Origin of the sequence: Halomonas sp. DQ26W, assembly GCF_003339685.1 — a bacterium.
Classification (GTDB): Bacteria; Pseudomonadota; Gammaproteobacteria; order Pseudomonadales; family Halomonadaceae; genus Halomonas.
In genome coordinates this window covers 79,719-93,321 of sequence record NZ_QPKI01000013.1, presented here as the reverse complement: position 1 = coordinate 93,321, position 13,603 = coordinate 79,719, and the positions used below count along the sequence as shown (strand labels likewise).

Annotated in this window: 9 protein-coding genes and 1 pseudogene; 4 read left to right on the top strand and 6 right to left on the bottom strand. The window is 63.9% G+C overall.

Going from position 1 to position 13,603, the window contains the following annotated elements:
• Positions 1-208: 208 nt before the first annotated feature.
• From DU490_RS09015 to DU490_RS09000, 4 genes are all read left to right on the top strand, one after another.
• Positions 209-1,816: a carboxyl transferase domain-containing protein gene (locus DU490_RS09015; RefSeq protein ID WP_114573968.1), complete on the top strand. Its 1,608-nt coding sequence runs from the start codon at positions 209-211 to the stop codon at positions 1,814-1,816.
• A 139-nt stretch (positions 1,817-1,955) separates the two neighbouring features.
• Positions 1,956-2,807, top strand: coding sequence for an enoyl-CoA hydratase/isomerase family protein (locus DU490_RS09010; protein WP_114573967.1), 852 nt, complete (start codon positions 1,956-1,958; stop codon positions 2,805-2,807).
• On the top strand, positions 2,804-4,855 hold the full coding sequence (locus DU490_RS09005) for an acetyl/propionyl/methylcrotonyl-CoA carboxylase subunit alpha (RefSeq protein WP_114573966.1): 2,052 nt from the start codon (positions 2,804-2,806) through the stop codon (positions 4,853-4,855). Before DU490_RS09010 ends, DU490_RS09005 begins: the two co-directional genes overlap by 4 nt.
• A gap of 305 nt (positions 4,856-5,160) precedes the next feature.
• Complete coding sequence (locus tag DU490_RS09000) at positions 5,161-6,060, top strand: hydroxymethylglutaryl-CoA lyase (RefSeq protein WP_114573965.1); 900 nt, start codon at positions 5,161-5,163, stop codon at positions 6,058-6,060.
• An 89-nt stretch (positions 6,061-6,149) separates the two neighbouring features.
• On the opposite strand, the gene DU490_RS08995 is transcribed toward DU490_RS09000, so the two are convergent.
• The 6 genes and pseudogenes from DU490_RS08995 to DU490_RS08960 form a co-directional block, all read right to left on the bottom strand.
• On the bottom strand, positions 6,150-6,902 hold the full coding sequence (locus DU490_RS08995) for a hypothetical protein (RefSeq protein WP_114573964.1): 753 nt from the start codon (positions 6,900-6,902) through the stop codon (positions 6,150-6,152).
• Positions 6,899-7,102, bottom strand: a complete 204-nt coding sequence (locus DU490_RS08990; protein ID WP_114573963.1) for an RHS repeat-associated core domain-containing protein — start codon at positions 7,100-7,102, stop codon at positions 6,899-6,901. The genes DU490_RS08995 and DU490_RS08990 overlap by 4 nt, the downstream gene beginning before the upstream one ends.
• Before the next feature lie 39 nt (positions 7,103-7,141).
• Positions 7,142-7,375: a hypothetical protein gene (locus DU490_RS16995; RefSeq protein ID WP_147270453.1), complete on the bottom strand. Its 234-nt coding sequence runs from the start codon at positions 7,373-7,375 to the stop codon at positions 7,142-7,144.
• A gap of 118 nt (positions 7,376-7,493) precedes the next feature.
• Positions 7,494-7,727 (bottom strand): hypothetical protein, encoded by a 234-nt coding sequence (locus tag DU490_RS08985; protein WP_114573962.1) that lies wholly within the window; start codon positions 7,725-7,727, stop codon positions 7,494-7,496.
• Positions 7,714-11,409 carry an RHS repeat-associated core domain-containing protein gene (locus DU490_RS17445; protein ID WP_258801546.1) on the bottom strand — a complete coding sequence of 1,232 codons (3,696 nt, stop codon included), beginning with the start codon at positions 11,407-11,409 and terminating at the stop codon, positions 7,714-7,716. Before DU490_RS17445 ends, DU490_RS08985 begins: the two co-directional genes overlap by 14 nt.
• A gap of 114 nt (positions 11,410-11,523) precedes the next feature.
• Positions 11,524-13,566: pseudogene (locus DU490_RS08960) on the bottom strand (type VI secretion system Vgr family protein); the annotation flags it as partial.
• Positions 13,567-13,603 lie beyond the last annotated feature (37 nt).

The window sequence follows — 13,603 nt, the reverse complement described above, 5'->3', positions numbered from 1 at the left end:
CGACTGGAGGCCGAAGGACTCCCGGCGGCGTTGCCAAGGCTAGCAACACCGCCAACGTGGCAGCCTCCGCCGAGGCACCTGGCGGCGCCAGTCGCGATGCGGAGCAGCGCTCCAACAAGGTAGGTGGCTCCTGCAGAACAGAACCACCAAAGACGCACCGCCCACGAAGCACTACCCTGCTTCGAAGACGAACAGCAAGGATCTTTCCATGAGTATCCTGAACACCCAGATCAATCCACGCAGCGATGTCTTCCAGGCCAACGAGGCGTCGATGCGCCACGAGGTCATGAAACTCCGCGAGCTGACCTCGGCGATCAGCCAGGGCGGCGGCGAGAAGGCCCGTACCCGCCACGAGTCACGCGGCAAGCTGTTCGTGCGCAACCGCATCGACCATCTGCTCGACGAAGGCTCGCCCTTTCTTGAGTTCTCGGCGCTGGCGGCCCACGAAACCTATGACAGTCCGATTCCCGCCGCCGGGGTGGTCACCGGCATCGGCCGCGTTTCCGGCGTGGAGTGCGTGATCGTCGCCAACGACGCCACGGTCAAGGGCGGCACTTATTTCCCGATGACGGTGAAGAAGCACATCCGCGCCCAGGAGATCGCCCGCAAGCACCGCCTGCCGTGCATCTACCTGGTCGACTCCGGCGGCGCCCACCTGCCCAGCCAGGACGAGGTGTTCCCCGACCGCGACCACTTCGGCCGCATCTTCTACAACCAGGCCACCCTCTCTGCCGAAGGCATCCCTCAGATCGCCGTGGTGATGGGCTCATGCACCGCCGGCGGCGCCTACGTGCCGGCCATGGCCGACGAGTCGATCATCGTCAAGGAGCAGGGCACCATCTTCCTGGGTGGGCCGCCGCTGGTGAAGGCCGCTACCGGCGAGAGCATCAGCGCCGAGGATCTGGGCGGCGCCGACGTGCACTGCAAGGTGAGTGGCGTGGCCGACCACTACGCCGAGAACGACGCCCACGCCCTACAGCTGGCGCGTGGCTGCATTTCACGACTCAACTGGCAGAAGCGCGGCCAGCTCGCCATGCAGGCGCCCAAGCCGCCGCGGCTCGACCCGGCAGAGCTCTACGGCATCGTCGGCACCGACCTCAAGAAGCCCTACGACGTGCGCGAGGTGATTGCCCGCATCGTCGACGATTCCGACTTCGACGAGTTCAAGCGCTACTACGGCGACACCCTGGTAACCGGCTTCGCCCACATCCATGGCTACCCGGTGGGCATCGTTGCCAACAACGGCGTGCTGTTCTCCGAATCCGCGGTCAAGGGCGCGCACTTCATCGAGCTATGCGCCCAGCGCAAGATCCCGCTGATTTTCCTGCAGAACATCACCGGCTTCATGGTTGGTTCGAAGTACGAGCACGAAGGCATCGCCAAGCACGGCGCCAAGCTTGTTACCGCCGTGGCCTGCGCCAAGGTACCCAAGTTCACCGTGCTGATCGGCGGCAGCTTCGGCGCCGGCAACTACGGCATGTGCGGCCGCGCCTACGACCCCAACCTGCTGTTCATGTGGCCCAATGCGCGCATCTCGGTGATGGGCGGCGAACAGGCCGCCGGTGTGCTGGCCCAGGTCAAGCGCGACCAGCACGAGCGCGAAGGTCGCGAGTGGTCGGCCGAGGACGAAGAAGCTTTCAAGGCACCCACCCGTGACCAGTACGAGCACCAGGGTCACCCCTACTACGCCAGTGCCCGGCTGTGGGACGACGGTGTGATCGATCCTGCCCAGACCCGCGACGTGCTGGGCCTGTCGCTGGCCGCGGCGATGAACGCGGAAGTACAAGAAACTCGCTTCGGCGTGTTCCGGATGTAGGTTTTCTGTAGGAGCCGCTTTTGCTCGCGACGGCGGCACCAGTGCGAATCGAATCAAATCGAAAGCAGGACAACCGCCGTCGCGCAGCAGAGCCGGAATACCGAACCGTCCCCTACAGAGACGAATCAAGGGTACTGACATGTCATCAAACGACACCTATTCCCAGTTGAAGATCGACGAACGCGGCGTCGCCCGGCTGACGCTGAACCGTCCCGAGGTGCATAACGCCTTCGACGACAACCTGATCGCCGAGCTCAATGCGCATCTCGACAGGCTCCACGACGACGCCCACCATGGCCACGTACGCGTGGTGGTGCTGGGCTCCGAGGGCAAGAACTTCTCCGCAGGCGCCGACCTGAACTGGATGAAGCGCATGGTCGAGTACGACTTCGAGGGCAACCTGGCCGATTCGCGCAAGCTCTCGCAACTGATGCACCGCCTCGACACCCTGCCCTGCCCCACCCTCTGCCGCGTGCAGGGTGCGGCCTTCGGCGGCGCCGTGGGCCTGGCCGCCTGCTGCGACATCGTCATCGCCTCCGACAAGGCCAAGTTCTGCCTCTCCGAGGTCAAGATCGGCCTGTCGCCCGCGGTGATCAGCCCCTACGTGCAGCGTGCCATCGGGCCGCGCCAGATGCGCCGCTTCGCGCTGTCCGCCGAAGTGGTCGATGCCGCCACCAGCCTATCGCTCGGCCTTAGCCACCAGGTGGTTGGTCTTGACGAGCTGGACGCGGCCGTCGAAGCCATGATCGATACCCTGCTCGGCGGCTCGCCCCAGGCCCAGCGCGCCACCAAGGCGCTGCTCTTCGAGGTAGCCCGCGAGCCCGACAGCAAGGCCACCCGCGAGCACACCTGTGGCGTGATCAGCGAGCTGCGCGTAAGCCGGGAGGGTCAGGAAGGACTCGCCAGTTTCTTCGAGAAGCGCCGCCCCGCCTGGGTCGACGACACCGCCGCTTCAACCAAGACGTCAGCCGACACGGAGCGACGCTCATGAGCCAGACACCGAACACCCGTACCCGTCAGTTTGATACCCTGCTGGTGGCCAACCGCGGCGAGATCGCCTGCCGCGTCATGCGCACCGCCCGCGCCATGGGCCTGCGCACCGTGGCCGTCTATTCCGACGCCGACGCCAGCGCCCGCCACGTGCGCGAGGCCGACGAGGCCGTGCGCCTGGGCCCGGCGGCGGCCCGCGACAGCTATCTCAAGGTCGAAGCCGTGGTAGAAGCCGCCAAGCGCACCGGCGCCGGCGCCATCCACCCCGGTTACGGCTTTCTCTCCGAGAACGGCGGCTTCGTCGAAGCGCTGGACAAGTCCGGCATCGTCTTCGTCGGCCCGCCCGCCTCGGCGATTGCCGCCATGGGCGACAAGTCCGCCGCCAAGGCGCGCATGTTTGATGCCGGCGTACCGCTGGTGCCGGGCTACCACGGCAACGACCAGGACGACGCCCTGCTCAAGACCGAGGCCGACAAGATCGGCTACCCGGTGCTGCTCAAGGCCAGCGCCGGCGGCGGCGGCAAGGGCATGCGCGTGGTCGAATCCGGCAGTGAATTCCAGGCCGCGCTGGACGGCTGCCGCCGTGAGTCCCAGGCCGCCTTCGGCGACACCCGCATGCTGATCGAGAAGTACCTGACCCAGCCGCGCCACGTCGAGGTCCAGGTGTTCTGCGACAGCCACGGCAACGGCGTCTACCTATTCGAGCGCGACTGCTCCGTACAGCGCCGCCACCAGAAAGTGCTCGAGGAAGCCCCCGCCCCCGGCATGACCGCAGAACTGCGCCGCGAGATGGGCGATGCCGCCGTGCGCGCCGCCAAGGAGATCGGCTACGTCGGCGCCGGCACTGTCGAGTTCCTGCTGGATGCGGATGGCTCCTTCTTCTTCATGGAGATGAATACCCGCCTGCAGGTGGAACACCCCGTCACCGAGATGATCACCGGCCAGGACCTGGTCGAGTGGCAGCTGCGCGTGGCCATGGGCGAAGCCCTGCCCTGCACCCAGGACGAGCTGACCATCACCGGCCACAGCTTCGAGGCACGGCTCTACGCCGAAGATCCCGACCAGGATTTCCTGCCCGCTACCGGCCTGCTGACCCAGTTCGCCATGGACCTGGAAGGCGCCGGCCTGGATCCCGAACGGGTACGTTTGGACAGCGGCGTGGAGACCGGCGATGCCGTTTCCATGCACTACGACCCGATGCTGGCAAAGCTGATCGTCCACGGCGACGACCGCGACCAGGCCCTGGCCACCCTCAACCGTGCGCTGGCAGCACTCGACGTGCAGGGCGTGGTGACCAACCGCGCCTTCCTGCAGCGCCTGGCGACCCACCCGGCATTCAAGGCCTGCGATCTCGACACACGCTTCATCGAGCGCAATGAAGCCACGCTGTTCGCGCCCAAGCAGTACAGCATCGAAGAGTACGCCGGCGCCGCCCTGGTGGGCCTCAACCAGCTCGCCCGGGAGTGCGAAAGCGACTCCCCCTGGGACCGCCACGACGGCTTCCGCCTCAACGCCCCGCACAGCATCCGCATCGCCCTTTGCGACCCTGTTCATGTGCAGGCCAGCGAAGATGCCGACAGCGTGGTGGTGGTCGACGGCACACGCCACAGCGGCGACGCCCTGTGGACCCTGACCATACGCGGCGAGACCCTCACCGCCAGCCTGCAACCGCTGGCCGGCGACGCCGTCGCCGTGACCCTCAACGGCCACCGTCGCCGCCTGCAGGCTCGGCGCGACGGCAACGTCGTCGTCATGGTCGACCCGCGCGGCGAAACCCGGCTGTTCTGGCGCCGTATCGACGCAATCGACCACGGCCACCACGAAGCCGAATCGACTCTCACCGCCCCCATGCACGGCACCGTAGTGGCACTGCTCGTCGAACCCGGCCAGCGCGTCGAGAAAGGCATGCCGCTGATGGTCATGGAAGCTATGAAGATGGAACACACCATGACCGCCCCCGCCGACGGCCACGTGGAAAACTTCCACTTCCAGGGCGGCGACACCGTTGGCCAAGGCGACGTACTGCTCGAATTCGCCGCCGACGAGTAAAAAAAGGGAGGCCGCAGGCCTCCCGAATCAACCGCAACAGAAGAAATGAAACTGTAGGAGCGCTGCTCTGCATCGCGACTGGAGGCCGAAGGCCTCCCGGCGGTGTTGTCCGGCGTCGGTGATAAGCGCCAACGCCGGCAGCCTCCGCCAAGGCGCCTAGCGGCGCCAGTCGCGAGCTAAAGCTGCTCCGACAAGGTAGCAATTGCCTGATATGGCAAGAAAAGGCAGCTGTAGGAGCGCTGGTCCCCATCGCGACTGGAGGCCGCAGGCCTCCCGAATCAACAGCCACTGCTGGAGACACCGCCATGACATTCCCCAAATCCGTGCGCCTGGTCGAGGTTGGCCCCCGCGACGGACTGCAAAACGAACCCAACCCGATCGACACGACCACCAAGCTGGAACTGATCGAACGCCTGGGCGCCGCCGGCATCGGCTATATCGAAGCCGCCAGCTTCGTCTCCCCCAAGTGGGTGCCGCAGATGGCCGACCACCGCGACGTGATGACCGGCCTCAAGCGCCGCGAAGGCGTGACCTACGCCGCCCTCACCCCCAACCTCAAGGGGCTGGAAGCGGCACTGGAATGCGGCGTAGAGGAAGTGGCAGTATTCGGTGCAGCCAGCGAGGCCTTCTCGCAGAAGAACATCAACTGCTCCGTCGCCGAATCTCTCGAGCGCTTCATCCCAGTGTTGGAGCGAGCCAAACAGGCCAACGTCCGCGTGCGCGGCTACGTCTCCTGCGTGCTCGGCTGCCCCTACGAAGGCGAGATCGCCCCGGCCAAGGTGGCCAAAGTCTCCAAAGCGCTCTATGACATGGGCTGCTACGAAGTCTCGCTGGGCGATACCATCGGCGTGGGCACCCCGTTCGCCGCCAAGTGCATGATCGAAGCCGTGAGCCGTGATATCCCCATGGACAAGCTCGCTGCCCACTTCCACGACACCTACGGCCAGGCACTCGCCAACCTCTACGCCGTGCTGGAAGAAGGCATCAGCGTGGTGGACAGCTCCGTCGCCGGCCTCGGTGGCTGCCCCTACGCCAAGGGCGCCTCCGGCAACGTCGCCAGCGAAGACGTCGTCTACCTGCTCAACGGCCTCGGCATCGAAACCGGCATCGACCTCGAGGCACTCGCCGACACCGGCACCTGGATCACCCAAACTGTCGGCCGGCCGAATCGCTCGAAGGTGGGCGTGGCATTGGCGGCGAAGTGATCACGGGGTAGAAACGGAAAGCCCCTGAGCCAGCCGCTGGCTCGGGGGCTTAGTGTCAGGTGCATACCGTTACTGTACACACTGTACAGTCACAACGATGTTTGTGTTGCACTTGTTTCGTTGACCGCTGGCTGATAAGCCTCGGAATACAAAACGGCTAGAACAATAGATATAAGAACATATACGAATATATCCAGCAGCGGAAAAACCAGAAAAAACGATATTGGATTTAAGCTTTCAGACTCTATCAAACCGGCAGCAAGCCCCCATAAATAATAAAACATAAAAAACAAAGCACTGTATATTGCAAGCGAAATGAATAGCGCCCACTGAGCTCTATGGGTCATGCCGTAGGAATCTCTCAACGAGATTTTTTTATCAATCGCCACGCCTACAAAAACCAACGACAACCTTAGTGTAAAAAATACACCCACCAGGAAAAACATTAATGGGATAAAAACCAACCAAATACTATGGAAAACAAGGGCCGATGACACACCAATAAACATGCTTGGCATGAGCCATACAATCAAGAACCCTATATAATAAAGAAAAAACCTGAGCTCTCGCTTGGAAAATCGAAACACTTCTGGCCTTTCATCCAATAGCACAGTTCGCATAGCACTTATGGAAATAATTGTCACAATTGCCATTTCGGCAAGGGAGAAAGGGATATGCAACAACAAGCCGAGATCGTTGTATAAAGGCCCTGCATTGGACAGACCATAAATAACAGCCTGAAGGGCCAGATAGATAAATGATGGCAAGGAAATGCCTTTCAATATTGCGTATCGATGCTGCCCCATAAGGTACAGTGAGCCAATAAAAAATCTTAAAATCACGCTCTCTCCTTAATGATTAAAAGCCCCCGCTGCGGGTCGTAGCAGCGGTGCCGGTTGTAGTAAAGCCCCGATTCCTCGTCGTGCCACTGACCTTGGAAGCGGATCGGTTGCACTGTACTGCCCTGCTCTTTCGTTACCGCTGCCCAGTCGTCGGGCTGGGCCCGACAGAGGGCGTCACCCCTGGGTGTGACGAGTTGCATCGGCGTGCCCAAGGCGTCGATAACGTAAGCGCTGATGCGTTATTCACCATCACTCTCGCTCTGAGTTTCATCGATCCGCAGCATGGGCACGAAGCTGCCCGGCTCGTAGGTGAGCTCGGGCAGCTCAACGTAGCGGCTGACCTGAGGCGCGCCGGTAGTGGTGTTGTCAGCACCGGAGCTATAAGTCCGTAAAGGGTGTGCTGGTGTTGCCACTGCCACAGGCGGCGACTTCTTAGATGCCCTCTCGGCTGGCGTAGTGATGTTGCTGCTCACCGATTGGCCTCCCGGTATAGGTGGTGGTGTAGCCTTGGCGGTCACGCTCATAGATCAGCTTGCTAGGGGGGGGGCTCTCAGGCGCTGTAGAGGTTGGCGAGCCCTGATGAGACGGTGTTTATAGCTCACTTTTATCATTCTCATAGTCGGCGTCATCTTGCGGCTTCTTACCAAACCAAAATTTTATGTTGCCGATGACGATGAAGGTTATCCCAGTTAAAATGCTGACTAGAACTACCAGCTTGCCAAACTTCTCAAAACCAGCCGCCGCTAGATTAAACCCCAGTATCATCGCTATAAAAGCCATGCCGGTTATGATGGTCTCTTTTTTTATGCTATTATTCACTTTCATTTGAACTCTCGCTGCATACGGTAGACATGCGGCAGAATTGAACCCCTGCAGCTCCACCTCCACCTACCCCCATAAAGCCTTTTGCCCCGCCAACACTGCCTTCACCGAAATTTAAAGAAGCACCCGCTGCAGTCCCTGTACCGCCTTGCAGAAAGAACCCCCAACTCTCCGAGACACCTGTTTCTACGGAATCATTGATAGATGCTCCCCCTGTGAATCCAGCGCCGGCATAAGCCCCAAGACCGAACTTCATACAGGTAGTTGTTACTGAGCATAAATTTCCGCTTGAATCAATTTGCCCCCCCGACGACAATGAAGTTCCAAATACCCCACCAAATACCTCTCCTCCTGCATCCAGCCCCGCAGCAACAGTTTTACTCTTTGGTTCTTGAGGGGCTGCCGCCCTTCTCACCATATTGGATTGGCTGTAAGGCCCACCCCCCAGACCATAAACCCCTCTGAGCCCGAGAGGGTCTACCTCCACATTAGGGGCTGCGGCATATTGGTAAAGGTTACTCCCCCCAGCCAACCCAATCGGATCCTGGTTGATGTACCGCCCCTGCTGCGGGTCGTAGTAGCGGTGGCGGTTGTAGTAGAGGCCACTCTCTTCGTCCTGCCACTGGCCTTGGAAGCGGATCGGTTGTGGCGTGTTGCCGCGCTCATTTCTGACGGCGGCCCAGTCGTCGGGCTGGGCCTGCCATAGGGTCTCGCCCTTGGGTGTGACGAGTTGCATCGGCGTGCCCAAGGCGTCGGTGACATAGGCGCTGACCATGCGGCCCTGCGAGTTCTGGTCGATGCGCAGCATCGGCACGAAGCTGCCGGGTTCGTAGACCACGGTGGTGCGCTGGTGATCTGTTGCTTCGTGCACGAGCCGGTCGCCGTCCCAGCCGTAGTGGGTGGTAGCGGTAGTGCCGTTTTCGTGGCGTACCGTCTTGGCGAAGCGTCGGCCCAGGGCGTCGTAGCGGTAGCTGGCTTCGCGGGTGGTGCCTGCGGCGCTGGTGCGTGTCAGCTGCACCAGACGGTTGGCGCCGTCGTAGCCGAGGCTGAGGCGTTCGCCATTGGGCTGTTCGCGTTCGATCAGGTTGCCGGCACCATCGAAGCGATAGAGTCTGCCGTCGAGCTCGCTGAGCTGGTTGGCGGCGTTCGGGCGTGCGGGTTCACCTGGCTGCGCGTTCAACCGGTTGCCGGCGGCGTCCACCGGGTAGCGGTGGGCTCGGTCGCCGTGCTGGCTGGCGATCAGCCGCCCGGCCGGGTCGTAGGTATAGGCAATGATCGGGCTGGTACTGCCCTGCCCGGAGCTGCGGAAGCTGAGCCGGCCGAGGGCGTCGTAGAGGTAGTGCTGCTCGTTCTGGGCGCTGCCGGGGCCGCGCAGGCTGAGGCGGTCCAGTTGACCGAGTTCGGTATAGCCGCGTTCGAGGATCAGCGGCTGGGGCTGACCGGCACTGCTCAGGCGACGCTGGATCTCGCGGTGCAGGGCGTCGGGCTCGAGGGCGAGTTCGAGGCCAAGCCCGGGCGCGCTGAGGCCGTGCAGGTGGCCGCTGCCATAGGTGTGCCAGGCAAGTTCCGGCAGCTCGCCGTAGTGGCTGGCCTGAGGCGCGCCGGTGGCAGTGAGCCGCTGCTGGTGCTGCCACTGCCAGGCGGCGTCATCGCCAATGGAATGGTGGCGCTGGTGTTCGCCGATGGGACGCCCCGCGCCGTCGTAGGCGAAGGTCACCTCGCCCTGGGCATTGCCGACACTGCCAAGCTGGCCGTCGGCACGCCATTGGTAGCGCTCGGTGCTGGCCGGGGCGTGCTCGGTGGCCGGCAGATGGCGAGCGGTCAGGCGGCCACTGGCGTCGTAGTCATAACGAATGGCGAGCGATTGCCCGTCGAGGCCGTGCCGGCTGACTTCGGTACGCTCGATCAGCTGGTCGGCGGCATCATAGGCGTAGCGCTGCTCGCGGCCGTCCGGGGCAGTCTCACTGACGAGGCGGTCCATCTCGTCGTAGGCGAAGCGGTAACTGGGACCGTTGGCCAGGATGAGTTCGCTGAGCCGTCCGGCTTCGTCGTAGGCGTAGTGCTCACGGCCACCGTCGGCGTCGATACGCAGCACGGGGCGGCCGTGGGCATCGAAGTGGAACTGCTGGCGATAGCCTTGGGGGCCCTCCTGCTCGACGAACCTGCCCTGAAGGTCGTGGTGATGGTTCCAGCGGCTGCCGTCGGGCAGTTGGGTAGCGATACGCCGTCCCATCTCGTCGTGAGTGGTGCGGGTGGTCTCACCCAGAGCGTTGATCACGGCAAGCAGATGACCGCGGCTGTCGTACTCGTAGCGGGTGCACTGCTCGGAGCAGTCGGTCTCGACGGCGAGCTGGCCAAGCGCGCTCCACTCGAGTCGGCGGGTACTGCCGCCGGCATCGGTGACGGCGGTGGGTCGATCCGGCAGGTCTGCGTTCTCGAAGGCGAAAGCGGTGGTGCCCTCGGGGCCGGTAGCGCGAATAAGGTTGCCGCGCACATCGCGCTCGAACTGCCAGCGAAGATTGTCCGGGCCGGCCACGGCGATGGGCTGGCCCAGGGCGTCGCGGGTAATGGCCCAGCGGCTGCCGTCAGGGCCCACCTGGGCGGTGACCTGCCCTGCTTCGTCGCGCTCAAGCACGGTCTCGCGGCCCAGCGGGTCGACGGTGGCGATACGCTGTCCGGCGTGATCGTAGCGGTATTGGATGACCGAGCCGTCGGCACGAGTATGGGCCGTCCAGCGTTGGCCGGGGCCCGTGCCGCTAAAGTGATAGCGCTCCTCCCGACCGAGGCTGTCGCTCACCAGGGTGTGGTCCGGATGATAGGCGTAGCTGCGCGCCAGCCCGCCGCTCTCCTCCTGGGCGATGACACGGCCTTCCGGCGCATACCGATCCCAGGTGTAGCGAGCTTCCATGCCGCCGGACACGCGGTGGGCCGTCAGCATGTGATCCTGCCATTCGAACTCGCGCACGACCTCGCCATGGCGGTGGCGCACGCTGGCCAGGTCGCCTTCGGGGCCATAGGCATAGCGCACCAGCCAGTCGTCCTGGGCGCTGCCGTCGGCCTCACGCACCAGGCGAACGCCACTGAGGCGCTGTCCGCTGTCTTGTTCGCTGGCAGGCAGCAACGCCTCGTACTCGAAGCGGTAGTGGCGGCCGGCGCTGTCCTCGACCTGGACCAACAGGTCGCTCTCCCAGCGATAGGTGGTGGCGTAGCCGTTGCGGTCCAGCTCCTGGCTGAGGTGCCAGGTGGTGGACGCGGCCTCCGGGGTTGGCGCGAAGACGTAATAGAGGCCACCGGCGTCGCTCAGCACGATCGCCTGGGGGTCGTGGCGTAGAGTGTCGGGCAGGGCCTGCCAGCGAACGCTCTCGTCATCCCGGCCCTCCTCAATCGGGTCGCCGCCACGCCGCAGCCAGAGCTGCTCGGTGGGCGAGTAGCGCGACTGTCCCGGCGCCAGAGGGCCGAAGGTGATGTCGCGGCCCTGGGCGTCGTGGATCACGCAAGCGTCATCTCGCAGGGTGAGGGAGAGGCCATCGCCAGGTATCGACCAGCCCTGGCCGAGCACGCCGATGCGGGCGTTGACGGAGAGGTAACCGCGGCTGAAGACGAAGGGCCGCGGTGCGGGCAGAGAAAAATCGGTTTCGGCAGGCAGCAGCTTTGCCCCAAGAAGCGGGTTGACCGGGCTGCCCACGGCGGGCTCACAGGCACCGCAGCGGTTGGCCAGGCCATCGAGTATGGCGAGGTTATTGAGATCCAGCAGATTCCCTAGCTGAGAAAACAGGCCGGCACCGACCGATTTGAGCGTGACGTCCTCGCTCGCCTCCGGTGTCGCGGCCCCCGGCAACAAGGCAGCCGCGGCCCCCTGCCCACTCCCCGAACCCGGGCTGCCGCCGGAGTTGATCTTGACCTGGGCGCCGACGATGGTAATGCCGCTGGGGTCGAGCTTGATGAAGTTGCCGCCGGCCTTGAGGGTGATCTCGGCACCGGCGTCGACGACCGTCTTGCTGCCGGCCTTGTGGTGGATCTCTTGCCCGGCTTCGGTGAGCTGGGCACGGGCGATCTTTTCGTGGCGGGTGGCGCCGACGATCAGGTGGTCGTCGCCGTCGACCTGGATGTGGCGCTGACCGTGCACGGTCAGGTGGTCGTCGGCGTGGATCTCGCTGATCCGGTTGCGGTGCACCGTGAGGTGGCTGTCGTTGCCGATCTCTTCGGTGCGATTGTGATTCGTCAGCAGCTCCAGATCCTTCTGGGCGTGCAGCCAGATCTGCTCGCCCTCGGCTTCGTCCTCGAAGCGCAGTTCATTGAAGCCTTCGCCCTGGTGGCTCTGGGTGCGGATCACGGTGCGGGTCTTGTGAGCCGGCAGTTCATAGGGTGGCGTGTTGACGGCGTGATAGGTGCGCCCGGTGATCAGCGGCTGGTCCGGATCGCCCTCCAGGTAGCTGACGATCACCTCGTGCCCGATCCGCGGGATGGCGATGCTACCGTAGCCGCCGCCGGCCCAGTCCTGGCTGACACGAATCCAGGCGCTGGCGGTTTCGTTGGGTTCCGCATAGCGATCCCAGGGGAACTGCACCTTGACCCGGCCATGCTCGTCGCAGTGGATCTCCTCGCCCTCGGGGCCGACGACGAAGGCGACCTGCGGGCCGTCGACCCGGGGCCTGGCATTGGGCGTGGGGCGCCAGGTCAGGTCGGCGGGCATGAGCACCAGTTCGTTGTGGTACTTGGTCATGGCTTCCGAGCCTGCCCGCCCCTGCAGGCCACCACTCCCCTCGTTCTAGCTATCTCCCTGAACGATACCGTCCTCTTCCAGGGCCTGGGGCTGCGTGCCGTGGTGGACGACCTGGATGACCTGCCAGTCATGGTTGAGCTCGTCGAGGTCGTGGTCGGTCAGGGTGAAGCGGGTGCCCGGGGCGAGTTCGGGAAGGTCGCTCTCGGCGTCGGCGGTGCTGGCGTTCTGGCGCAGCGCTTCCAGGCGAATGCGGGTGAAGGCCTCGCCGGAGGCGTCGGCCTTGTAGCGGCCGGGGTAGTCGTAGTGTTCGTACCCTTTATCAACGACAGCTCTTTGTCCGTGCGCCTCAAGCCCATCGGCCATATGGGCGTGTAACTGCGCCTCATGCATTTGGGAATAGGCGGGGTTCTTGAAGGAGTAGTCCTTGAGCGTGGCCGAGGCCGGGGCGACCCGGGAGAGCTGCTGCAGCTTGCGCACATGGCGCTGGGGCGGCGTGCCGCCGGCACGACCGTGGTAGCTGCGCTCGCCCAGGTGAGACAGCACCGGGGGCGCGTCGGCGAAGACCAGGCGGTGGGCGGCGCTTGGTGTCTCACCGCCAGTCTCAAAGAACTCGTGGAAATAGAACAACCCCTCTTCGGCGGCGAGGCGCTGGACGAAGGCGAGATCCGTCTCGCGATACTGGGTCAGGTACTCCCGGGACTCGGGTTCGCGGGTGGCGGCGAAGGCCACGTCGCTCAGGCCGTGCTCATCGCACAGGGTGTTGAGCACGGTAAGCGGCGAGACGTTCTGGAAGATACGCGAGTTCTGGCGCAGCGACAGGCGCCACAGCGCGGGGCAAATCACCACATGGTAGAAGGTACGGCGGTGGCCGCTATCGCCGCAGCCGAACTCGCTCACCACCCCGTGAATGCGGCGCAGCGCCTCGCCATCCTGCCAGATCGTCAGCGTGGCCTCGCGGTCGAGGATAGTCTCGGCACTCAGATCGGGATCGCGGCTGGCGAAGCGTACCGTCAGCTCGAAGGGCGCGGAGAGCTGCTCGCGGTGGGTGAACTCGATGACCGCCACGTCCTCGGCCCCGGGTAGGGTCAAGGTGAATTGCAATCCGCTTGCCTTGGCCATTACGCCTCCCTGCGTTTGGGAAACACTGCACAAATGC

Bases quoted from the DNA above. Each gene is read 5' to 3' on its own strand.
- DU490_RS09015 (WP_114573968.1), top strand. From the start codon at position 209: ATGAGTATCCTGAACACCCAGATCAATCCACGCAGCGATGTCTTCCAG.
- DU490_RS09010 (WP_114573967.1), top strand. From the start codon at position 1,956: ATGTCATCAAACGACACCTATTCCCAGTTGAAGATCGACGAACGCGGC.
- DU490_RS09005 (WP_114573966.1), top strand. From the start codon at position 2,804: ATGAGCCAGACACCGAACACCCGTACCCGTCAGTTTGATACCCTGCTG.
- DU490_RS09000 (WP_114573965.1), top strand. From the start codon at position 5,161: ATGACATTCCCCAAATCCGTGCGCCTGGTCGAGGTTGGCCCCCGCGAC.
- DU490_RS08990 (WP_114573963.1), bottom strand. From the start codon at position 7,102: ATGCAACTCGTCACACCCAGGGGTGACGCCCTCTGTCGGGCCCAGCCC.
- DU490_RS08985 (WP_114573962.1), bottom strand. From the start codon at position 7,727: ATGAAAGTGAATAATAGCATAAAAAAAGAGACCATCATAACCGGCATG.